The organism is Lachnospira eligens, assembly GCF_009680455.1.
GTDB lineage: Bacteria > Bacillota > Clostridia > Lachnospirales > Lachnospiraceae > Lachnospira > Lachnospira eligens_A.
Genome location: NZ_WKRD01000004.1, coordinates 41,460 through 65,949, shown reverse-complemented (window position 1 = coordinate 65,949; position 24,490 = coordinate 41,460). Strand labels below are relative to the sequence as shown.

The 24,490-nt window shown below is 35.7% G+C and carries 20 protein-coding genes; 7 read left to right on the top strand and 13 right to left on the bottom strand.

The annotated features are described in order from the left end of the window. Positions 1-176: 176 nt before the first annotated feature. Positions 177-1,661 (bottom strand): class I adenylate-forming enzyme family protein, encoded by a 1,485-nt coding sequence (locus tag GKE48_RS05875; RefSeq protein WP_243138452.1) that lies wholly within the window; start codon positions 1,659-1,661, stop codon positions 177-179. A gap of 604 nt (positions 1,662-2,265) precedes the next feature. Further along, the gene (locus GKE48_RS05870) at positions 2,266-2,883 is read right to left on the bottom strand and encodes a lysophospholipid acyltransferase family protein (RefSeq protein ID WP_022097172.1); all 618 of its coding nucleotides are present in this window, start codon (positions 2,881-2,883) and stop codon (positions 2,266-2,268) included. Between the two features lie 292 nt (positions 2,884-3,175). Between GKE48_RS05870 and GKE48_RS05865 the strand changes: the two genes are divergently transcribed. Together GKE48_RS05865 and GKE48_RS05860 are read left to right on the top strand one after the other, a co-directional pair. Next, the gene (locus GKE48_RS05865; RefSeq protein WP_118009408.1) at positions 3,176-3,787 is read left to right on the top strand and encodes a TetR/AcrR family transcriptional regulator; all 612 of its coding nucleotides are present in this window, start codon (positions 3,176-3,178) and stop codon (positions 3,785-3,787) included. Positions 3,788-3,796: 9 nt separating this feature from the next. Then, the gene (locus GKE48_RS05860) at positions 3,797-5,299 is read left to right on the top strand and encodes a hypothetical protein (RefSeq protein WP_154300641.1); all 1,503 of its coding nucleotides are present in this window, start codon (positions 3,797-3,799) and stop codon (positions 5,297-5,299) included. Between the two features lie 55 nt (positions 5,300-5,354). Here GKE48_RS05860 and GKE48_RS05855 read toward each other — a convergent pair whose 3' ends face one another. The 8 genes from GKE48_RS05855 to GKE48_RS05820 form a co-directional block, all read right to left on the bottom strand. Next, complete coding sequence (locus tag GKE48_RS05855) at positions 5,355-7,208, bottom strand: methyl-accepting chemotaxis protein (protein ID WP_022097169.1); 1,854 nt, start codon at positions 7,206-7,208, stop codon at positions 5,355-5,357. A 156-nt stretch (positions 7,209-7,364) separates the two neighbouring features. Beyond that, positions 7,365-7,922, bottom strand: a complete 558-nt coding sequence (locus GKE48_RS05850) for a DUF5662 family protein (RefSeq protein WP_154300640.1) — start codon at positions 7,920-7,922, stop codon at positions 7,365-7,367. 19 nt (positions 7,923-7,941) lie between these two features. Next, positions 7,942-9,114, bottom strand: a complete 1,173-nt coding sequence (locus GKE48_RS05845) for a DUF4317 domain-containing protein (RefSeq protein WP_243083482.1) — start codon at positions 9,112-9,114, stop codon at positions 7,942-7,944. A gap of 424 nt (positions 9,115-9,538) precedes the next feature. Then, a complete protein-coding gene (gene sdaAA / locus GKE48_RS05840) occupies positions 9,539-10,420 on the bottom strand; it encodes an L-serine ammonia-lyase, iron-sulfur-dependent, subunit alpha (protein WP_055214141.1) in 882 nt (293 codons plus the stop codon). A 51-nt stretch (positions 10,421-10,471) separates the two neighbouring features. Further along, positions 10,472-11,131: an L-serine ammonia-lyase, iron-sulfur-dependent subunit beta gene (gene sdaAB, locus GKE48_RS05835; protein ID WP_154300639.1), complete on the bottom strand. Its 660-nt coding sequence runs from the start codon at positions 11,129-11,131 to the stop codon at positions 10,472-10,474. Between the two features lie 87 nt (positions 11,132-11,218). Beyond that, a complete protein-coding gene (locus tag GKE48_RS05830) occupies positions 11,219-12,559 on the bottom strand; it encodes an MATE family efflux transporter (protein WP_154300638.1) in 1,341 nt (446 codons plus the stop codon). Between the two features lie 2 nt (positions 12,560-12,561). Continuing rightward, the gene (locus GKE48_RS05825) at positions 12,562-12,879 is read right to left on the bottom strand and encodes a hypothetical protein (RefSeq protein WP_118264745.1); all 318 of its coding nucleotides are present in this window, start codon (positions 12,877-12,879) and stop codon (positions 12,562-12,564) included. A gap of 82 nt (positions 12,880-12,961) precedes the next feature. Then, positions 12,962-13,678 (bottom strand): acyl-[acyl-carrier-protein] thioesterase, encoded by a 717-nt coding sequence (locus GKE48_RS05820; RefSeq protein WP_154300637.1) that lies wholly within the window; start codon positions 13,676-13,678, stop codon positions 12,962-12,964. Between the two features lie 619 nt (positions 13,679-14,297). Between GKE48_RS05820 and GKE48_RS05815 the strand changes: the two genes are divergently transcribed. Then, on the top strand, positions 14,298-15,125 hold the full coding sequence (locus GKE48_RS05815) for a ParA family protein (protein ID WP_154300636.1): 828 nt from the start codon (positions 14,298-14,300) through the stop codon (positions 15,123-15,125). Position 15,126: 1 nt separating this feature from the next. After that, entirely contained in the window at positions 15,127-16,323 is a 1,197-nt protein-coding gene (locus GKE48_RS05810) for a ParB/RepB/Spo0J family partition protein (RefSeq protein ID WP_154300635.1), read from the top strand. Positions 16,324-16,898: 575 nt separating this feature from the next. Here GKE48_RS05810 and GKE48_RS05805 read toward each other — a convergent pair. Then, positions 16,899-18,083 carry a hypothetical protein gene (locus tag GKE48_RS05805; protein ID WP_334296464.1) on the bottom strand — a complete coding sequence of 395 codons (1,185 nt, stop codon included), beginning with the start codon at positions 18,081-18,083 and terminating at the stop codon, positions 16,899-16,901. A 727-nt stretch (positions 18,084-18,810) separates the two neighbouring features. Continuing rightward, the gene (locus GKE48_RS05800) at positions 18,811-20,214 is read right to left on the bottom strand and encodes a hypothetical protein (protein WP_022097158.1); all 1,404 of its coding nucleotides are present in this window, start codon (positions 20,212-20,214) and stop codon (positions 18,811-18,813) included. 225 nt (positions 20,215-20,439) lie between these two features. Here GKE48_RS05800 and GKE48_RS05795 point away from each other — a divergent pair, with 225 nt between their 5' ends. Both GKE48_RS05795 and GKE48_RS05790 read left to right on the top strand, forming a co-directional pair. Then, the gene (locus tag GKE48_RS05795; protein WP_154300633.1) at positions 20,440-21,375 is read left to right on the top strand and encodes a tyrosine-type recombinase/integrase; all 936 of its coding nucleotides are present in this window, start codon (positions 20,440-20,442) and stop codon (positions 21,373-21,375) included. Between the two features lie 66 nt (positions 21,376-21,441). Then, the gene (locus GKE48_RS05790) at positions 21,442-21,861 is read left to right on the top strand and encodes an acyl-CoA thioesterase (RefSeq protein WP_154300632.1); all 420 of its coding nucleotides are present in this window, start codon (positions 21,442-21,444) and stop codon (positions 21,859-21,861) included. A gap of 69 nt (positions 21,862-21,930) precedes the next feature. Here GKE48_RS05790 and fucO read toward each other — a convergent pair whose 3' ends face one another. Continuing rightward, complete coding sequence (fucO, locus tag GKE48_RS05785) at positions 21,931-23,079, bottom strand: lactaldehyde reductase (protein ID WP_022097155.1); 1,149 nt, start codon at positions 23,077-23,079, stop codon at positions 21,931-21,933. 221 nt (positions 23,080-23,300) lie between these two features. Between fucO and GKE48_RS05780 the strand changes: the two genes are divergently transcribed. Continuing rightward, complete coding sequence (locus GKE48_RS05780) at positions 23,301-24,458, top strand: FprA family A-type flavoprotein (RefSeq protein WP_022097154.1); 1,158 nt, start codon at positions 23,301-23,303, stop codon at positions 24,456-24,458. Positions 24,459-24,490: the final 32 nt, after the last annotated feature.

The window sequence follows — 24,490 nt, the reverse complement described above, 5'->3', positions numbered from 1 at the left end:
CCTGCTTCGGTGCGAGGACTTCGTCCTCTCACCTCGCATTTGCTAAGTGCCGGCGTCCTCAGACGGTTTTTTCCACACAAACCTATAAACCGTGAACCTACGACTGACACCTTCCCGGATTTTATTAACTAAATGCGGGATCGCCAGCCGGAGGCTGGCTGCCCGTCCGTCTGTCACTACACCTGATTTCTCAATATCTTCATCGCTCCAGATCTCTTAAAATCCTCTGTTCTCACCTTCATCTTAAGCACTCTCTTGAATGAAGGAAGTTCCTTATTAACCTCATTAACAGTTTCCTGCAATCTGTTCTGGATTTCTTCCTCAGATGCACCATCTAATTCAGGCATATATGGAATAATCTCAACACCGATAACAGTGTTTCCATTCATTTCCATCTCCTGTACAAGACAATCCTTTACAAGTGGCTGCTTATAGAATAATTCCTCAATCTCTTCTGGCGATACATTTTCACCATTAGGAAGAATAATAAGGTTCTTGATACGACCTGTTATGTATATCCAGTCATTATCATCAAACTCAACAAGGTCACCTGTCTTAAACCATCCGTCTTCTAATACTTCTGCTGTATGCTCAGGATCCTTGTAATATTCCTTCATTACATTGTCACCCTTAATCCAGAGTTCTCCGTCAACAACCTTAACCTGCTGTTCTGGATAAATATGTCCCATAGACTCAGGCTTCTTATCTGTATCGCAATTGCCTGATGTCAGGTTAGCACACTCTGTAAGTCCATAACCTGCACATAATGTAATTCCTAACTCTCTGCATTCCTCCATCTGTCTTGGAGGAACAGGTGCAGCTCCGCACATGATAAGCTCAAGATCTCCTAAGAATGCTCTTCCCTTAAGCTTGGCAATGTTAAGAATAATCTCAACAAGACCAGGAACAAGTACAAGAGTTGTAGGTCTTACAACAGGAATATCACCAATACCGGCTCTCATATCAGTACATGTGTATGTAAGTGAGCCTGTGTAGAGCTTAGCCATATATCCCATAATTGCCCCAAATATGTGTGAAAGAGGAAGCATAGCTATATATATCTTATGGAGAATACTTCCTGGACCAAATACTCCGTTAAATGAACCTCTCATAATAGAACCGTGGCTGTGAACTGCACCCTTAGGTGCTCCTGTAGTTCCACCTGTAAAGAAAATTGCTGCTGTAGTATCCTTTTCAACATCTGCAAATGTGCTTTCAGTCTCACCAATAGAAGTGCTTGACCATGTCTTACAAGGAAGATTAGCTGTAACCTCCGTAAATTCCTTACCAACGAACATACCGGCAAGGTCAAACTTCATGCTGATTCCTGCAAGTGCCTTATCGTTAAGTGCATTAGGAAGCATAATAAGTACATGTCCGGCCGCCGGAATTGCAAGGAAAAGCTCCATTGCATCAAGATCGTTCTTTGCAAGTACAGCTATGTTAGAGCCCTTCTCAAGCCCTAATGAATTAATAAATGTAACTCTCTTTGCAACTCTTGAAACAAGCTCCTCATATGTATATGTAGTAACCTTGTCACTTATGGCTGGATAATCAGAATATTGCTTCTTAATAAATTCAAGAAACTTTGGAATAGTTGGAATATATTCCAGAGTCGCCATTTCATCAGGGTCTACCATGTTATAAAAATAATTATTCATGTTTTGTCTCCTTTTGATTTATTTTATGAAATCCGGTGGGTGGGGTGTGCAGACGACGGACGGTTTACGGTTTATGGGTTTATGCTCTAAAAACACGCTCCCGCTCGGCTTCGGACGCAGCGGTCACTAAGCTCCTGCTTCGGTGCGAGGACTTCGTCCTCGCACCTCGTATTCGCTAAGTGCCGGCGTCCTCAGACGGTTTTTTCCACACAAACCCATAAACCATGAACCTACGACTGACACCTTCCCGAATTTTATTAACTAAATGCGTGGTCGCCAGCCGGAGGCTGGCTGCCCGTTCGTCTGTCATTCACCCCACTACTGCTGCCCGCCTCCGGCATCCAGACCGCACCACAGGGGCTGCGAGCCGGGTGGGAACGAAGGACTGAGGGGGTATGGCGTTCTGAAACCGTTTGAGGACGCCGGCACTTGGCGAATCCGTGTGTAGGGAGGGCGGTGAAAGCTTGCTTTCAACAGCCCGCACTCCCTACACAGATGAGCCTAGTATCGCTGCGTCCGAGACCGAGCGGGAGCGCGTTTCAAAACGCCATACCCCCGCAGTCCGCACGCTTTCCAGCCGGCCGCAGCCCCGTCCGTCCTGTCACTACCTTCCGAGCTGCTCCACAGCCTCCCGGAACCTCGCACACTCACCTGCGAGATACTCCGCATTAAGCCCTTTTCCCTCTTTAGTAAGTTCCATCGGCTCGCCAACATACAGCTTAAGTCTCTTCCCAAACAGCTTATGATATTCTCCGTCATTATATACCGGAACAATTTTTGCACCTGACATAACTGCCAACATTGCAAAGCCCGGCTTGAATTCATCCATAACCCCTGTCTTAGAAGTATGTCCTTCTGGGAAAATTATCATATTATCTCCTGCACGAAGATGCTCCGATGCTCCTCTTATCCATGTAATATCTGTTCCAAAGCGGTCTACAGAAATAAACTTACCACCGCTTGTAAGCCACTTTAGAATCTTCTTATCAGCCCAGTCTTTGGCTATTATAAGGACACTGTTCTTAAACAGCATATAAAACATCTGTCCGTCATTATGTCCCACATGATTGCCAATAAATATGACTCCGCCTTTTTCAATTTCCTCTTTAGCTTTTCTGCTCTGATAACATATCTTAGGTCTGAACATAATATACAGGTAAGCGTATAAAAGACCTCTCCCCATACTGGCTGTTACATTAATAAATGCATTTTTCTTTCTCATTTGATACCTCTTGCTGTCAAATCATTTATCCGCGTATTACTATTTAATCACAAGTTAATACACAAATGTTCCAATATCATACAATATGTTTCCAATCAGCATTGTATGTTTTTTAACAAATATTTTCAAAGGTCAATTAATTTCTTTTTGGCACTTATGTAACATTTTGTCGTATTTTGTTTACTATCATTTGCAAATGTTGTACAATATAGTTAACTGCAAAATACATTTTTTATAGTATTTTCATAACAATTTTATATATATTTTATAATCTGATTAATAGGAGTTTATTATGGCAAAATCTGAAGAAATCAGTTTTACTTCTGCACATGAAATTAAAGCTGACCGCAGAATTCTAAAAACTAAAAAAGCGATTTACGAAGCACTTGTTGAGCTTATGCAGAAGAAAAAGCTAAATTCAATAACAGTTACTGAGCTTGCTGCACAGGCTGACATTAACAGAAAAACATTTTACACATATTATTCAACTGTCAATGATGTTCTTGATGAAGGGATTAATGAACTTATAACATCTCTTAAAGATCTTTTGTGTGCTATGTCTGAGGATTATAATATGTTCTCACCTCAGACTTTATTTGCATTTCTTAATACAATTATGTCTGATGCAGATATTGCAAGAGACCTTTTTGCTTCGGACAACGGAAGCCTGCTTTTTAACAGGCTCCAGAAAGCATTGCAGGAAACTCTTCTCAAAGAGCTGGTAAACAGGGATATTAAGATGAATGTTCCTTCTGAACAATATCCTCTGATTTCTAGCTTTGTCGCTGGCGGAATGGTTTCCGCGTATTATGAATGGATAACCGATCCTGACGGTATTACTCTTGATGAAATGGCACGCACACTTACAACGCTTATTATTTCTGGCGTTCACGCATTTGCATAAGGAGAGCTTATGACTTTTAATGACAAATTTAAGTTTCTGATGGATATAACAAACACTAATAACACAACTCTGGCTGGTGCTGTTGGCATCGATAATTCTGCTGTAAGCCTGTATCGCAGTGGTAAGAGAAAATGTCCTCGTAATAAGGAAATTTTAAGACGAATGTCGGACTATTTTGCCGCTTCAATTAAACTCAGCTATCAAAGAAAGGCTTTGGCTCTTGCATCTGATTATAGCAGATTCAATCATTCCAGACCTTTGCCTGAATATTCAGACATGCTTTACCAGTGGCTGGCGGATGAGCTTCCTCAGACCAATACACTGGTTGACGGCATTCTTAATGAAAATATCTCTTCATCGGGCACTAATAATATTATGGGAATAAAATCCATTGACGTAATTCCCAATGCTACCAGTATTCTTTATAAGTCCGAAGGAAAAAAACAGGCTGTTATCAGTTTTATCAACCATCTTCTTACCCTCGAAGACCATGGTACAGTATATGTATGGATTGATGATGATGTTTACAGTATATTTGATAATAAGGAAATTCTTAATTCTATACAGGAGCTTCTGCTCAGATTGATAGATTATGGATATACTATATGCCAGATTTCCCCTTCTCCTGTTAATACCACTCAGTTTTTTGAAGAGTTTTTCTACTGGGTTCCGGCATATATTACCGGACGGGTGAAATCTTACTACTATCCTCGCATGCGTGATAATCTGTTTTCAAAAATAAGCATAATTTATCCTCCGCATGTTGCAGTTTACTCTGACTGTCTTTCAACGGTAAGTGATAATTCATTTACTGTTATGACAACCGAACCTGCAGTTGTTTCAATAAAAGAGAATGAATTCAAAACATTTTTATCCTACTGCAGGCCAACCATGAATATATATGAATCAGCAGAGGATGTTTCTGAGTGTTTCCACCGTATATTAAACACCCATGTAAACCATATCCAGAAGGGATTGAGTCTTCCTCCAGCAGCCATGCCGGAAGAGCTGATAACAGAGTTTCTTAATAATAATCCTGACAGCCTTGGTGTAAATCTGCGTACCTCTTACCAGTTATCCACTGTATTTGATGATTTACGCAATGTTGATATATGTCCACTGGCAACTGCTGAAGAAGTTATAGCTGGCCATGTTCCGGTTATTTTCCCTGTTGTAAGACAACAGACAGCTGTATATTACACGCCCCGTTCATATGCAAAGCATCTGCAGAATATTATAAGAATTATGGATACACATCCTGACTATTTCTTTGTTCCGATACAATATGATCCAGATGATAACGTATGTATAATTGTTAACGAAGGATCTGAGGCAATGCTTATCCGTACAGCCCTGCCAAGCATGGTTTTTGACTTCAATCATCCACAGATTGTACAGAACTTTCAGGAATATCTTTACCATATTGCTAACGAAATTGGTTATTCGGATATCAATCGTAAGAAAATCCGGGCACAGCTCAAAGAATTAATAAATGTACTAGAAAAAGCATAAAAAATACCGGTTAAGTTCGTAATATAACAAACTTAACCGGTAATTTTTATTCTGATTACATCTTAAAATACTTCATATCTTCATTAAGCTGGTCTGATACTTCCTTAACCTTAGCTGCTGTTTCTGCAAGAATATTAATAGTTGCATTAAGCTCCTGCATAGAAGATGTTGTCTGCTGTGTTGAAGCAGCATTCTCTTCTGATATAGCAGAAAGATTAGATATTACATCAACAACGGTAACTCTTGAACTGTCGCATACTTGTGCATTTCCCTTGATAACATCTGTTCCATGCTTTGAAACATTAATGCCATTACCAACTTCCTTAAATCTTTCCTTAGTTGCTGCAAGCTTTTCATACTGCTCTCTTACAAGAACTTCTGTACTTCTCATAACCTCAAGTGTTTCTTTCGAATCATTCTGGAGATCTGTAATAATCTCCTGAATCTTACTTGCTGTGCTGTCAGATTGTGATGAAAGCTTCTGAATCTCTGATGCAACAACTGCAAATCCTTTTCCTGCTTCTCCTGCTCTTGCAGATTCAATAGAAGCATTCAGTGATAACAGGCTTGTCTGGCTTGCAATATCTGCAATAAGTGAAGCAGCATTGCCAATCTTATCTACCGATTCATTAGTTGTCTCTATCTGTTTTGCAATTCTTGCAACTGCATCAGTAGTTCTCTGGACTGCATCACTTAATTCAATCATTGTATCCTGTGAAGCACTTTCGGCTTCTTCCATGTTCTTAGATGTCTTTGTAAGGTCAGCAATATTATTAACTATCTGAGTAATCTGTTCACCCATTGTCATAATTTCATTAGTTGCTGTCTCAATATCTTCTGCCTGTGATACTGCACCCTTAGATATCTCTTCTACTGCTGTACTGATTTCTCCTGCAGCAACACTTGACTGTGAAGCCATAGAGTCAATTGAATTACCTGACTCACCAAGATCTGTTGCAGACTTCGCAAGACTTCCAACAATTTCTCTTAACTTAATTATAAGAGTTTCAAGGGCTCTGCCCATGTCTCCGATTTCATCCTGTCTCTTAAGTACAGTCTTATCAACCTCTACTGTAAGATCTCCTCCGGCAACTTTCGTTACAGATACACTTGCTCTCTTAATCGACTTTGAAATACTCTGTGCTATAAATGTTGCCACAATTCCTACTAATATAAGTACTACTGCAGAAACTATAAGCATTGTTCCAACCTTCTGCATTATATAGTTTGTAATATCTGATGTAGGCTGTCCTGCAAATACACATCCTACAACCTGGTTATTATCCTTTAGTGGCACATATACTGCACAGTATCTCTTTCCATCTACCTTATAATTAGTATCTCTATATGTCTTTCCCGTCTTAACTACATCCCACACTTCACTTGATATATCTGTTCCCGTTAATCTTGCTCCCTTATTATCAGTAAGCGTTGTAAGAACTCTCTTGGTTCCATATGTAAGTGTAACCTGGACATCATTCTTGGAGTTCTTGACATATATATCAAGTGCAGCCGGTTTAATAGTCAATTCTTCGCCACCCTTGAATAATCTACCGTTCTTATATTCATAGTTGCCTTTAATATCCTCATAAGAACTCTGTACTGCCCCACTTAACAGTTCTAGTCCATCCATGGCCTCTTCTTCCAGTCCTGACTTAAGACTGAATACTGTAGTTGTAATAAGCCCCAGTACCATAACAATTACCGGTACAATAGCAAGCATAAACAGTCTGAATGTAATACCCGCTCTTCTCTTCTTTCTATCAGCGGCAACCTGTCTGGCTTTCTTCTTAACCTCAGCATCAAGCTCTTTCTTCTTTGCCCTGATCTCTTTTACCTTCTTCCTATTCTCAGCCTTAATCTCTTCAACTTTTTCAGTTCTTTCGGCCTTAGTATGCATTTTCCCCATTATAAGACCTCCCTTTCCTCTTATTAAATTATTCACCAGAACATTTTCTTGTTCATATTGTTCTTTAAATTATACACTATTACACCAATTTTAGAAACCTTTTTCTTGTCAAAATATTAAAGTTTCACCAAAAAATTGCTAAAATCCGCCTTTTTTCTATTTCTTAAGCACATTTGCTTTTATATATGCAAATGTATACTCTTCCCCTTTATCAGCAAGCATCTTCAAAAGATTGTGAAGAAGTTCATCTGTTTCCGGGTGCATAATATAATGCCCAAGCCCCTTAATATAGTAATCCAATGGATCTGAATCTTTGTACTTGTCTTTATTATATATCCTGCTCGCTGCAACTCTGTCGCAAAACATCTCAGCAACATATTTCACAGGCATTTTCATTCCTGCAAGAATAGTGCTGTTACCATCGACATCGTAATCTATCCAGTATTCAAAATGATGTTTGTTCCTACCCTTATGATGCAGCCAAGCCTTTGAAACACCTTCATCTTCACGCTGGGCATTATTAGGACTTCTATGTCCATCCTGATAGTACTTAACCCCTGGTATGAACTCCGATGGCGAATATTTTGACAAATCATGCATCATTCCCTGCCTGTATAATTCAAGCTTAAAGCAGTATTTTCTCACCAGCCTTCTGTGGGAATTAACCGTGTGCAGATGCCCATTGAAATTATGCAGCAACTTCTTCAATGTCATACAGACTCATCCTCCATCATCATTCTTCTACATATCCGTCAGCGGTTCTGTCTATAACCTCACCTGTATCAGGATTAACTGAAATCCCATTAACCTCAAGTCTCTCGTCAATCTGAATTACAAGGCACTGTCTTCCATCAATTACCTGTGTACTCACAATATCTGTCTTATCTGAATTAATCTTTATGACAACATCCGGCGTTTTCACTTCAAATTTCTTACCAGACGAAACATTTGATGCAACAAGCTTTCCATGTTCACCGGCAGCCATCTCAAAGTGCTCCTCGAAATTCTCGAGTTTTTCTTCTTTAACACCACTTTTTTCCAGTAGGTCCTTCATCTCAGTTTTATCAAGCATAACCGGTGCCGGACTTTCCTGCTTCTTCTCTTCTATAATCTGCTCAAGATTCTCATGAATATTCTTCACAATCTCAAGGTCAGCCTCTTCACCAAGTGCCTCATTAACAAGTGATGTAAATGTTTCCTTCTGCTGCTTTGCAGGAAGCGGAACCGCACAGTCAAGCAGGCAGTCGATAAGCCCGTCCTCAAACTCACTGACATCTTTAGTATAGAAAAGAGTCATATCCTCATCTGCACTTCTTTTATTAAATGCCGGGAACAGAAATCCGACATCCGGTACATCTACCATATGATTCTGCTTCTTATCGTGGAAATTATTGTCCTCCTCATCATACCCAAGCCCCGGCTTAGAAAGATTTACATGACATATACTGCATAAAATGTAGCTGTAAACCTCATCAGATGCATCATCCATCTCTATATTATCAGTAGTAACCGCCGGAATATCATATACCTGATTAATTAGAAGAATCAGATAATTACCAACATAGCTGTAATTATTGATAATCCTGTCATAGAATTCGTTAAGAAGTCTGTCATCCTTAAGTCCGCTGTCTCTTAAGTTCATTAAAAATGTTCTTGCGCCCTCATCAGCATACGCATCGACATTAAACTTCATATCAACCAGATTCTTTCCTGGTGTTCCTGAAAGAGTCTTCTTAAATATATCAAAATATTTATGCTTCTCCTCTTCCGGAAGATTAAGAAAATTCTCATTAAACTGTGTTATCTTATTTCGCTCGCCATCAACATAACAGCCGCATAACCTTAATATTCCACAGTCCTCTAATGTATATTGTGATTTAATTTCATTAAGTTCTTTTCGTGTCATAACTAACTCCATCCTCTGATTATTTATTCACTCATAGCCAATATTATCTGAATGTAAACATATTGTGTAATTATAGCATATACTGATGCGCAGATGTAGAAAAATGTTTTAATTCATGCAAGCATGATTACAGCGCATTTTTATATTCTTCTCGCTATCCGCACATAAAAAACTTCCCCGGTTCTGGGGGAACCGGGGATGAGTAGAGGGGATAGAAATATAGTCAAATATAAGGAATTATGGAGTTATCCTTATATCTGTGTGTAATGTTAATTGTAAAATCATTCAAATTCATTCAAACAAATTCAATCTCTTTTACAATCATCTATATTATAGCATATTATTTTTGTCAATCAACAGATTTTTTGCCATTTTTTTAAAAAAAACAGTATTTTTTGTCAGTTTTTCGTCAACTTTTGTGACATTAGTTGTCAATATTATTTAACTTTTGCTTATACACTTTTGCAGTTGGTGTTATTGCCAGTCCCCCTTCACCTGTTTCTTTAAGACATACCGGCATATCATTACCGATTCTTCTCATGGAATCTATAACCTCGTCTGCAGGAATTACGCTCTTTATACCTGCCATTGTCATCTGTGCCGCCGTAATTGCGTTGACTGCCCCAGAAACATTTCTCTTTATACATGGAACCTCAACTAATCCGCAAACCGGATCACATGTCAGCCCCAGCATACTCTTTAAAGCAAGTGCCAGGGCATTTGCACATCCTTCACTATCTGCTCCCTGCATATAAGCCAGTCCCGCCGCTGCCATTGCACTTGCCGAACCAATCTCTGCCTGACAGCCACCTGCTGCTCCTGCAATAGATGCATTTTCAGCAATTACCGCACCTATTCCTGCCGCAATTAATAACGCTTTTACACATTCATCTTCTGTAACACCAAAACATTTTTCATAAGACAGTAATACAGCTGGAATAACACCGCATGAACCTGCTGTAGGAGCTGCTACAATTCTCTTCATGCATGCATTCGATTCCCCCATCTTTAATGCTTTTTCCATAACCACACCAATAAAATCACCACATATATTTCTGCCAGACTCATTATAAATGCGCATTTTATATCCATCACCACCAGCCATTTTACTTGGTGACCTCAACTGCTGGTCATATTGCTCATCTGCGCTCTTCATAGCCTGATACATCTTTTTCATCTGTGCAAATACATCTCTTTCAGACATAAGCTTGTCATGTGCCTGTCCCGTAAGAACAACCTGCCATAATTCCTGCTTATTATTAATACTTAATTTCACAAGGTCACTGATTGAATGATATTCTGCCATAAATCCTCCATTTTTCACCAATAATTATGCTAATCAAATTCTGCATTATGATTATTCCAAGCCAAGATAAGTCACCTTGACAACACCTTCTGCATGTCTTAACCAGTTAATTCCCTCCTCTGGCACTTCCTGGTCACACTCAAGCACCATAACTGAATTGCCGCCTCTGCCAGCCCTGTACAACTGCATGGCAGCAATATTAACTGATTTGTGTGCAAGCATTGATGTAACTTCTGCAACATGTCCAGGCTGATCCATGTTATGCACAACAATTGTCGGATAATCACCTGAAAAATTCGTAGATATTCCGTCAATCTGAGCAATATTAATTCGTGATCCTCCAAGTGATTCACCAACAACTTCAAGCTTCTTATCAGTTACAGATGTCAGGAAAATCTGGGCTGTATTCGGATGTGCATCTCTTAATGCTGATTCTCCGAAAGCAACCTCTATGCCATGCTCCTTAGCAATCTCAAAACTGTCCGGAATTCTCATATCATCCGGTTTCATTCCAAGAAGTCCGGCAACGAGCGCCTTTCTTGTTCCATGTCCTTTTCCTGTTGCCAGAAACGAACCATATAAAAGGATTTCTGCTTTTGCAATTGGCTCTCCCATAAGTTTTCCTGCAATATAACCAATTCTGACAGCACCTGCTGTATGTGAGCTTGACGGACCAACCATCACAGGTCCTATTATGTCAAATATATCCATAAATTATCCTTCTTTCCAAGATTTTAAAAAAGCCACCGCTCCCTATACAGAAGCGATGGCACCTTTGCTATCATTGTCTTTAGAATACTATTCCGGCAGTTTTTTGTAAAGTGTAAAATACATTGTTGTAAAGCTTGCCAGACCGCCTATTGCATTAGATACCGGCTCGGCAATAAACACTCCTTCAACTCCAAGTCCAAGCATAGGAAGAATAATTGTAAGCGGAACAACTATAATTACTTTCCTGAATATCGAGAAAAATACCGCCCTCTTTGCACAGCCAAGTGCTGTAAATGTCGACTGTCCCACAAACTGGAATGACATAAAAAAGAATCCAAAAAAATACAGCTTTAACGCATGTTCTCCTAAAACTATCATAGCCTTATCAGTCGTGAATACCGACAGAATCTCTTTCGGAAATATAATTACAGTAAGCCACGCAATGAGCATGTATAAAAATCCTATTGCCGCCGTGAATCTAATTGCTTTTCTGACTCTTTCATACTGCTTTGCACCATAATTGTAGCCAAGAACAGGCTGTGCACCACTTCCAAGCGTACTACCGGGAACAGAAAGAATCTCCCTGACTGAATTAATTACAGTCATAATTCCTACATACATATCCCCGCCATACATAAACAGCATTTTATTACATACAACCTGTACGAGGCAGTTAGTTCCCTGCATAACAAATCCTGATATTCCAAGAGATGTAATCTTTCCAACCATCCCTGCTTTAAGAATCAGATTTTCCTCTTTTATATGGTAAAATGTTTTCTTTCCCATAAAAAAGCTTAAAACCCACATAAAAGACACACCCTGGCTTATTACTGTGGCTATTGCTGCACCATAAACTCCCATATGAAGCCCATATATGAACACTGGATCAAGAATGAGATTAATAATTGCACCAAGCATAACTGTCATCATGCCCTTTTTAGGATATCCCTGTGCATTAATAAATCCGTTAAGTCCCGTTGAAAGCACTGAAAATATCGTTCCCAGAAGATATATTTTAAGATACTGGTCAGCATATACATAAGTTTCTTCACTTGCTCCGAAAAGGAACAGTACTGGTCTTTTAAATATATAGCATAACGCCATAAGTGCCAGCGATGTAACAAAAAGCAATGATACAACCTGTCCTAGTATAAGTTCCGCTTTCTTTTCTTCTTTTGCTCCTCTTGCCATAGAAAAGAGCGGCACACCACCTGTTGAAAACAGATTTGTAAATGCCGCAACAAGTGTTGTAATAGGAAAAACCAGCCCTATTCCTGTTAAAGCATTGCTTCCAATAACAGGAAGATGCCCAATGTATATCCGGTCAACAACATTATACAGAATCTGTATAAGCTGAGCGACCATAAGCGGAATTGCCTGATTAATAACATTTTTCCAGACTTTTCCCTGTGAAAAATCACTTTGCATTACTATTCCTCATCACTTACATGTTCTTTAATATCTTTGGCATCTACAATGATATCTGGTGCTGTGCTGCCTGTAGAAGAAGTACCTGAAGAAGTACCTCCCGCCTTACTTTTATAACCTGCCACGATTTCTCCTGCAACCTCTCCAATCTTATTTCCTGCTATTTTGATACCTTTTTCGGCAGTTTTCGCAGCTTTCATAGCTTTCTTGTCAATTTCCTTTTCTTTGACAAATGAAGAAGCCTTATCTGCTGCTTTGTTAGTAACATCTACAGCCTTTCCTACACCATTTAAAACCTTTTCTTTATTAATCAAACTCATAAAAATACTCCTTTCAAAACAGCTAATCCCCAATATAACTAATATATACTGGACTCCAGCAGTTTTATATAACTGTCTTTCGCTAATATTTCAGTGTAATTACTGAATTTATCTTTTCCGTATTTAATGATATTATACATCCGTTGTCAATTCGGTAAAAATGTGCTTTTACTTCGTCATTTTTCAATAATTCTTTACAATAATCGATACTTATATAGTTAAATTGTGGACCATTAAAGTATTCTTCTGGCATAATCTCATATGCCGCATCAAGATAACTTATATTATGCATATGTCCAAGATAATCGACATCTCTTCTTAAAATATTATACGAAATCTCTTTATATTTTGTATCGGGAATCTCATTTTTAGTAATTTCTTCTGAGAACACACGTCTTTCTGGCTCAGATTCATACCTATCCATAATTTCAGCGGTTATTCTGACTGGTCTTCTTTTGTTAATATCCATATATATCCATCGTGAAGTTGCAATAATAACTGTCTCACCATTATTATCAAGCACTTTAAAATCTCTATCAGCAAAAAGCTTATTTGCAGATGTTGACCATGTATAAACATTTAATTCATCATTATATTCTGGACGCTTGATAATCTGTACCTGCCATTTCAAAATCACCCACGCACAGCCTGTTTTATTAATTTCATTGAGTCCAAGTCCTACTGTTGCTGAATGTAAGCCTGCAATATCCTCAAGAATTGTAAGAATTGCTTTGTTAGTAGCTTCATTTTCTTTCCCGCAATCTTCAAGTCCAATTCTGTATGTATGATTAAATACCATAATAACCTCATTAATCTGTTTTTTATTCAATATTTTTGTTAATTATACAGTCACAATTACAATAACTCAAGAGATGTAATAAAGAATTGTGGTTACAGATTCCCTCAAATACTATATATAGTAATAATGTTTCACATGAAACATGCAGAACTCATGTTCTATTGACCTACTTGTGTTTATATAAAATTTGAACTCAGTTCATTTTTTATATAATTTTTTAATATACCAGTATTTAGTTATATTTTGAACTGAGTTCAAATTTTATTGAGTAATAATATTTTATGCACTTTTATATTATAAATATAATTTGAACTCAGTTCAAAGTGTTTTAATAATATCTTTTGTGTTCTTACTTATCTTGTCTTATATAATTTTTTATATAATAAATCTTTATTATATAATTATTAATTAAGACATAAATTTCAGGATATAATATATCTATCTTAAAAATTAATCCATATATTAATTATTGAACTTAGTGCAAAGTTATTATAAAAAGTATAATTATGTCAAAAAATGAACTCAGTTCAAATATTTCTCAAAAACATTTCTAAAAGCAATTGAAAAGAAACCAAAATGTTGTATAATAAACTTATATTAATATGCGAAAGGAAAAACTATGACAGAAGTAATTAGTTTGATTAATGAAAAGGGTGGAGTAGGCAAATCAACATCAGCAATTACAATAGCACAGATTCTTGCTATCTCAGAATACAAAGTATTGCTTATTGACCTTGATCCACAGATGAATACAACCAAAATGTATGGTCAGGCAGAAGCTAATCCAGATATAGATTACGAACGTCTGTTTTGTGAAAAACAAAAAAATAAAAATGAAGTAATGAGCTACATAACTGAAACTGAATATAAAAACATTTCTATACTTACAGCATCACGAGAACTTAACAGTCTTATTTACAAAATATATGACAAAATGAAAGAGATTAATGTTGAATTATATTTACGCTATAACTTGAATTTAATTAAGGACGAGTTTGATTACATAATTATAGATAATTCTCCGTTCAAATCATATCTAACATCATGTGCAATGTGTGCCAGTGATAAGATTATTACTCCAATTTGTGTAGATAATTTCTCGTATGATGGTCTTATGTCACTTTTCGATACTATAGAAGAACTAAACGATAAATATGCTTTAAGTATTGAATTTGCCGGTATCTTTATGACAAGGGTGGCAGGAAGAACAACTCTTTTCAGACAGATGTATGAGAGTTATGAAAATATGTTCGGTGATAGATTTCTTCCAATATCTATCAGAAACTGTATAGCTGTTAATGAATCAAATACGACATTTGAACCATTATTATCATACGATAAAAAGTGTCCTGCATCTCTTGATTACGTTGAACTTGTAAACTATCTTGGACTTATGGACACAGCTCATTACCGCAAGCTTGCAAAATATCTGAAAGGAGAGAAGTAATATGGCTAAGAAAAATTTTAGTGCTGGATCAACAAAATCTGGTGTACTTAATAATGATGGTGGAGAAAAACTCAGAGAAATCCAAGCTAAGACACAATACAATTTTAAATATATTCCAAAAGATAAGATTATTCCTAATCCTAAGAATGAACAGTATACACAAGACGGAATAGAAGCACTTAAAGAAAGTATTCTTGTTAATGGCCTCCGTCATAACCTTTCAGTTTTATATGATGCAGAAACAGATCAATATCGTCTTATATCTGGTGAACGAAGATACCATGCTATATGCCAGATGACAGATAAAGAATATCGTGATAATTTTCCTGCAGGAATTCCTTGTAAAGTAGAGAAATCCGATATATCAGATATTGACGAAGAGATTATGCTTATCTCTGCAAATCATGATGTTAGAGAATCAAGCATGGAAGTGAAGCGATGGGAAGTAAGCAGACTATTAGAGCTTTATGAAGCCAAGAAGCTTAAAGGTGAAATTAAGAATATTCATGCTGAAATAGCCAGCCAGCTTAACATATCTGAACGACAGGCAAGAAAATACACAACAGCAGAAAAACTGATTCCAGAATTATCTGAACTTCTTAATTCTAATGGCATTGATCTTAATCAGGCTGATAAATTTGGTAAACTTGATGAAGATGCTCAGAAGACAATACTTTCAATTATTCAGAAAAACGGTACAATTGAAAATGCTGAATTCCAATCTATTAAGAAACTTTCTGAAGAAAGAGCAGATGAAGCGAGACAGTATAAAAAGCAGCTTGATTCTGCTACAAAAGAAATAGAAGATAAGAAACATACAATTGAATTACTGGAACAAAGAATAAATGATTTTCAAAGCAATAGTAACTCTACAGAAAAAGGACCTGATAAGGACGAGATGGTTAAATTTGCAATGCAAGCAAAAGAAAAAGCAGAACGTGAAAAAGCAAAGATGGAAGCTCAGGTTGAAAAACTTAAGCAGCAGCAGAAGGAAAAGGAACAACGTCAGACTTCAATCTCCGATTCTGAACTTAAAAGAATTAATTCGATTGCAAAACTGGAACAGTCACTTAGTTTATTAGAAAATAATTTTGATGTATTAAAAAATAATAAATCAATCATAAAAAACGATGCGGAATTAAAAATACGTGTTGAAATTTTAAAGGACAGAATTGTTGATTTAATTGACAACCTTTAATATGACCATATATGACTTTTTATGATATAGATACATATTTGTATTATGACATCATAAAAATCGTTGTTTGGTCAAATTACAAAGTCAATTTTTGACGGATATTATGCATGAAATACTATTTATGCATTAATATCCGTCTTTTTTATATAAATGTATATATATATTATTAACAAATTAACATATATTGATAAATGAGAAATCTGCAAAGACAGATGATTACTGATTTTGAGGATAATTAAGACGTATATGTTTTTCAGAAATGATGAATTTTTATTTAAATCAAACATATAATTTTTTTTAAAAAAGTCTTTTTGTATTTTTATAAGAATTTTTATTTCAGAAAAAGGTTTTTATTTTAAGTATTTAGTCTTTTTTAAGTCATTTATCGTCGTTTTTTTTCCATAAATTATTAATATATTAGTCATTATTGCCACTTTTTATAATAACTTTTATCATAATTTTTAATAAATGACATATATTTAACTTAAGAAACGAAAATCAGGTAAGGGGTGAGAAAGAATCTTTAGATAATTTATGAAGAGTTTTGATAAAAAGACACAGAAAAAAGACTGTTTTCAGGCAGCCTTTTTAAGATTATTAAATTGAGCTCGAATTATTGTCGACATAAGACCTGCAAGATTATTTATAGTCTTTTCGTACATATAATATTCTTTATAAACGACAGAGAGAGCATTCATCACAATTTCATAAGAATAGTGTAAGGAAAGACTTGCAATATCATCAATTTCAATATCAGTGAGCTTCATAAGTTTATAAGAAGCAACTGAAGTTTTAATATTAAAAAATGAGCTGAATTTTGCAGAAACAGTTTCACCGGAATTAACATAAGCAACATTCTGATTAAATTCCCATATAAAATTCTGCAGGATTCCTACATATTCCTCATGTACATAAGCTTTCTGGTTCTTTGGGATATATGCTTTATCGATCTCAAACCGGACAACATCATCTTTGAATGTAACATTGAATATATCGGAGTTTTTCGTAAGCTTTGCTTTAATAACCGAAGGCTTGCAGTAAGATGGAAGCGTATTACGTATATCGCGTATGTTCTTGTAATCAACACTTGCAACACCTTTTAATTCAGGAGAATCAAGACTTAAAAGTTCCCTTATAAAGATACGGAGTGATACCAGGGAATCTGTTGAATTAAGTTTTGTTAGCAACTCCTTTGACATGACAAGAAAACCTCGCCCACCTTTATTGGCAGGAAGGTAATAATTTTCATAATCATTGAGGATAACATTAATAAGCCCATACTCATTCTTTGAATATGAGATATATGTATATTCTTCAAGTACCTTAAGATTATTCCATATAGTTCTTACATTACACCCGATAACAGACGCAAGTTCACATGCTTCCAGATTATATACAATTCCGTTATTATCAGGGTGATAAAAATGCAATAACAAAAACAGTTTAATGGCATTAGCCTTAAGCATAGGTCTGTAACCATAACGATTTTTTTCATTATGGTAGATTTTTTTATACACGTTCTTCTGGATTAATGTCTTATGTGGACAACTTGCACAGGAAGCACAGGCATCAGCATAAGGCTTGCTATTTTCATCAAATGTATTGATGATAGCTTTGTATTTACATGTTGAACAAGCTGTATTACTATAATCAATGGCATCTACAGTAGTTTCAATTACTTCTGTGTAATTCTTCTGAATACCTAAAGACTGGATTATAGCTGCTTTGCCAATATTCGCAAAATTATCCAAACATTTCACCCCCTTTTAGCCCATAATTTAACAGTATTTGGGGCTAAAATCAAATTTGCCTTTTTACTCCATTTTTGTCCACATTATATTTATTTTCATATTATTTTACTCTGAATTTATCTACATTTTTTAAAAAGATACTTGTTTTACTCCGTTTTTATCTACGAAATTTCTTGTGATTTTTTTTTGTAGACTTCAAATTACATATTTTGTATGTTTTACTCCAAATTTATCTACATTTGGGTGTTATTGATTTATATATAAAGACAATAAATCCCGAATATCTAGTATTTAAGCCAAAAATGTAGACATTGACAATGATTTTTTGAAAAAAAAATGTAGAAAAACACTTCTTTGTGTAGTGTTAATATATCATTAAGCATAGTTTTGGGGCGATTTTTTTATAAAAATGAATTAAATTACTCCAAAAATATCTACATTTCATTAAATTACTCCAAAAATATCTACATTCTGATAGTGATGTATTACTGATTTACTCCAAATTTATCTACATTTTTTAGAAGCAGGTTACACGGGAATATCAATTATCTCGTTTATTTTTATTAAAATGCCTTAAATAGGGGAGTAAAGCACATTTTCTATACTAAAAAATAAAAATAAACGACAAAATGTGAATAAATCGCATGGTTGAGGCAAATAAAAAAAGGATAATTGAAATTAATCAATTATCCTTCAGTATTCTACATCAATTTTTTAAATACGAAAATGTAGACATTTATCCAAGGGTGTCAATCAACAGTCCTTTGTCATTCTTATCATTGTCAGAATTAAGATCTTCTATTTCAGCATCAGACAACGGCAGGAAAGTTATGATAAATACACCATTCTTTAATTCAAACTTTTCTATTGCAATATGGTTATCAACAAACTCCTGAAGACTTTCCTGGATAAGCTGCAGATTCTTCTTTTTGTTCTTCAACTTGAATCTTACAATCTTCTGGAAGTATGTATAACTGTATTCATTAACTCTTGTTTCCTGATTAGCAATCTGTTCACGCTTTATCGCATAGCATATAATCTTTGAAAGATTATTATCAAGAACATCATAAGAAGCAGAAGTAATGGAGATAAGCTTCTTCTGAATAATTGCGTTGCTTAGAATTTCTCCAAATTGTGCTATGGCATATGGGCGTTCAGCATCTTCTTTAATAACAATATTATCGAACAGGTTGAAATATATCTTACTGCCTTCAGCTTCATAAGAGAAGTTATACTCTACAAGTTTACGGCAGGAATTACTTATCTTGTTAAGAACGTTCTTACCTACATGATAATCTACAACCTCTTTACCCAGAGTATTAAGATCAACAATAACAGATTTCTCCTTAGAGAACTCCTGCATGTTAATATTAGAGATAAATGCATTAACCAGCTTAAGGTCATCAGTATCCATAGACTTTGGTGGTGTCAGCTTACCATTATCAACAGTGACCTCTAACAGTTCATCTCCATCATCATCTGTGATAATTTCCTTTAACAAATTATTGGAAGCTGTTTCCATCATCAGAGTAAAAGAAGATGGGCTGAATAATGGTTTATCAACAAGGTCAACAGGATACATTCTTAGGTAGGAATCAATGTTACCAGCAAGTTCACTTTCTATATACTTCCATGCACTTATAATTAGATCATTCTTAAGAGAATTATATATTGAATTATTAGTGAAAGAGTAGAGTCCTGGAAAATCAATCAGAAGACTTCCGGAATCGTTCTTCCATTTATTAGCAGCTTCTTTTTTATCTTTGATAATATCATCAAGTTCTTTATCTCCATAAAGCTTGGCATACTCGTCAGGTCTTAATGATCTGGCCAGAGAAATAAAACTGGCGAGAGGATGTTTGGGATCATCAAGATTCATATTATCAATGTCATTGTTGTATGCCTTATACCATCTGGCGCGTTTCTGAAGACGCGACTTTTTAATCTTGTTAATAATAGGCATTAAATCTTCACGGCTCGTTTTACCTTCAAGATACTCCATCAATGTTTCGTCTATAAGCTCTGCAGCATTATCAGTAGGAAAGTTCATCAGATTTTTCTTTTTATTGAAAAATTCTAGAATCGTTGGGTTGATATGCTTGGCAAGCTCTTCTATAAATCGCCTAGAATACTGTTCCATATTAACTCCTTCAATATAAATATAAATACATTATACGGACTTTCGACATAAAAAGCAAATGTGAACTGAGTTCAGTCAGGAAGCTTTTCTTAATTATTTTGGTTTTTGTTTTATTTTGTTTTGATTTTTTGGTGGAGGGATGATATTATTTGTATGTGATTTAGACATATGTCGTCATATATAACCAAACTATACCACACCACTGCTTTTGAGAAAGGATAACATATGATTTCAGCAAAATTCGAAGATGAGATATGGATATATTTCCAGACAAATTTACGTGCAAGAACACGAAAAGAATATTGGAATGTTATAAGTAGCTTTGATAAATTAACAGGACACGACCCACTTAAATTAACAAGAAAAGATGCAATGAATTATTACAACAACCTTATAGAGAAAGTTAACTCTGGCAGATTGTCATATAATACTGCAGTAATGCGTCTTTCAGTTATGAAATCTGTATGCACATTTATAGAAACTTATACTATTAATCATGGCAAACGATATGTTAATTATTTTGAAAGTATGTCTCTTCCAGAACAGGATAAAATATTGCCAAAAGATGCAATACCTGATACTAAAGAAATTGATAATCTTCTGAGTGCGGCATTAGATGCCAATGACAATAAAGCATTTTTAATATTTTCACTTGTAATTAAGATGGGGCTTACCAATCAGGAAATATGTAATCTGAACAAAGAATATATATGCCGAAATCAGACAGGGCACCTATGTATTAATATGCCACCAAAGAATCATATAAGCAGATTTCTTATTATACCTGATGACCTTGGTACAATTCTTGATACATATATTGTGGCTGAAAATATACAGAGCGGCGCATTATTTACAAATATACGAAAAAACCGTATTAAAATGCGCGATACAGAACGTCTTCTTGCTTCATACACAGATAAACTTGTGAAAGCCAAAAAATTACGAAAGCATTATACCATGCAGACACTTCGTCATGCAGCTATAAGCTATATGCTAATGGGAGGAGCATCTAAAGATGAAGTTGCTTCATACACTGGAGTAACAGGAAAATGGATGAACAGATATGATAAAATAATAGCTGACAATGTAATAAATGTAGCTGCTAATTATAATGTAATTAATATCAACCTTTCTAAAATTGACAAAAATGTATCTGAATAACTATAATTACACAATGAATAAAATTCATAACTGTGGATTATACAGAAACATGTCAGGAGGGATATTATGATATATAAACCATACAAACATCTGGTTCAGTATTATGAAACAGACCAGATGGGAATAGTTCATCATTCTAATTACATAAGATGGTTTGAGGAAGCAAGGTCATTTCTTCTTGAAGAAAATGGCTTTGGCTATAAGAAAATGGAAGAATCAGGAATAATAAGTCCTGTATTATCAGTTAATGCCAGATATAAGTCTATGACTCATTACTATGATACTGTTATTATTAATGTCAAGGTTATTAAATACAATGGTGTAAAGATTACGCTTGAATATACTGTGATTGATGAAAAGACTGGAGAAGTAAGATGTACTGGCGAAAGTGAACACTGCTTCCTTGATACATCAGGCTGTCCTGTATCATTAAAAAGATCTTTACCAGAATTAAATGTAATGTTTATTAATATGACAGAAAATTAATAATATACATAAACCGCGATATAGCAATTTACTATACCGCGGTTTATTATTTACATATACATATATTACTTAGATAAGACTCTCATAAAGCTTTGTAATCTCTTCTACGCTTGTTTCTCTTGGATTACCTGGACGGCATGCATCATCATATGCTGACTGTGCAAGGAATGGAATATCCTCTGGCTTAACAATATCCTTAAGATCAGCAGGAATTCCAACATCAGCAGCAAGCTTCTTAACAGCATCAATAGCAGCTTTTCTGTATTCATCCTGAGTCATCTTTTCTGTGCCTTCAACACCCATTGCCTTGGCAATATCACGATATTTTTCACCAGTAGCAGGTGCATTATACTCCATGCCTGTTGGAAGAATAATAGCATTAGCTACACCATGTGGTGTATCATAAAGTGCTCCAAGTGGATGAGCCATAGAATGAACAATACCAAGACCTACATTAGAAAATCCCATACCAGCTATGTACTGACCTAAAGCCATTCCTTCTCTTCCTTCAGGAGTATTATCAACTGCACCTCTTAAACTCTTGGCAATAATCTCAATTGCCTTTAGATGGAACATATCAGACAATTCCCATGCACCAGCAGTAATATAACCCTCAATAGCATGTGTAAGAGCATCCATACCGGTAGCAGCAGTAAGACCCTTAGGCATGCTTGACATCATATCAGGATCTACAACAGCAACAACAGGAATATCATGAGGATCTACACATACCATCTTACGATTCTTCTCTGCATCAGTAATAACATAATTAATGGTAACTTCTGCGGCTGTACCAGCTGTAGTAGGAACTGCAATAATAGGAACTGCCGGATTCTTTGTATCAGCAACACCCTCAAGACTTCTTACATCAGCAAACTCAGGATTGTTGATTATAATACCGATTGCCTTGGCTGTATCCATAGAAGAACCACCACCAATAGCGATTAAGTAATCTGTTCCCGCATTCTTGAATGCTTCTACACCTGTCTGTACATTCTCAATTGTTGGATTAGGCTTGATGTTAGAATATAATTCATAAGAAAAACCATTATCATCAAGAACCTTAAGAACCTTTGCTGTCACACCAAACTTAACAAGATCAGGATCAGAACATACAAATGCTTTCTTAAACCCTCTTGACTTAACTTCTGTTGCAATCTCCTGAATTGCACCTGCTCCATGATAAGAAGTTCCGTTCAAAATAAATCTCTGTGCCATAAAAACGCCTCCATAAATATAAAATTGTTCACTTTTAAAAGTTGACTATATTTTACCACTATGACAAAATAATAACAAGTTGATTTTATTAAAAAAGCATAATAAAATCATGATTTCTTATAAACAATTACCATTTAACTTCTGTCAGATAAATGTTATACTTATAACAATTGATTTTATACAATTTAATAATTTCAGAATCAGAAAGTGAGGTACTAATTATGAATATATCAGATAAAATAAAATACATCGGAGTTGATGATACAACATTAGATCTTTTTGAAAGCCAGTATGCTGTTCCAGATGGTGTTTCATATAACTCATATGTAATTCTTGATGACAAAACAGCCATTATGGATACTGTCGACAAGCGTGGAATGAAAGACTGGGAAAACAATCTTCTTAATGCTCTGGATGGAAGGAATGCTGATTATGTAATTATACAGCATATGGAACCTGACCATGCTGGAAGCCTTGCCAGACTTATTGAACTTTTCCCTGAAATCACTGTAGTAGGTAATGCCAAGACATTTGTAATGATTAACCAGTTCTTTGAGAATATTAACATTAAGAATTCTCTTACTGTTAAAGAAGGAGATACTCTTAATCTTGGTTCCCACACTCTTACTTTTGTCATGGCGCCAATGGTTCACTGGCCTGAGGTTATGGTAACTTATGAAAGCAGTGAGAAGGTTCTGTTCTCAGCTGATGGGTTTGGAAAATTTGGGGCTCTGTCGCTTACTGAGAATGCGGACTGGGCATGTGAAGCAAGAAGATATTATTTTAACATAGTTGGTAAATATGGTGCTCCTGTCCAGACCTTACTTAAAAAAGCTTCGGCACTTGATATTAAGACTATATGTCCATTACATGGTCCTGTATTATCAGATAACCTCGGATATTACCTTGACTTATATAACACATGGAGCAGTTATCAGCCAGAAAGCAAAGGTGTATTTATAGCCTATGCTTCAATTCATGGCAATACTGCATATGCTGCCGAACAATTTGCAGAAATGCTTCGCAACAAAGGCGTTGATAATGTTGTTATTACTGACCTTTCAAGATGTGATATTGCTGAGGCAGTAGAAGATGCATTCAGATATGACAGAATGGTTCTGGCTGCCGCAAGTTATGATGCAGGTGTATTCCCAATTATGCAGGATTTCCTTCATCACCTTCAGGCAAAAGCATTCCAGAACAGAACAGTAGGACTTATTGAGAATGGCTCATGGGCACCTACAGCTGCAAAAACAATGCGAAACATACTTGAAACAATGAAAAATATAACAATTGTTGAACCTGTTGTCACAATTAAATCAGTTCTTAAAGAAACTGATATTCCTGCATTAGACCAGCTTGCTGATGCACTTAAATAAGTATTTCTTCATTATGATAATGAAATAACAAT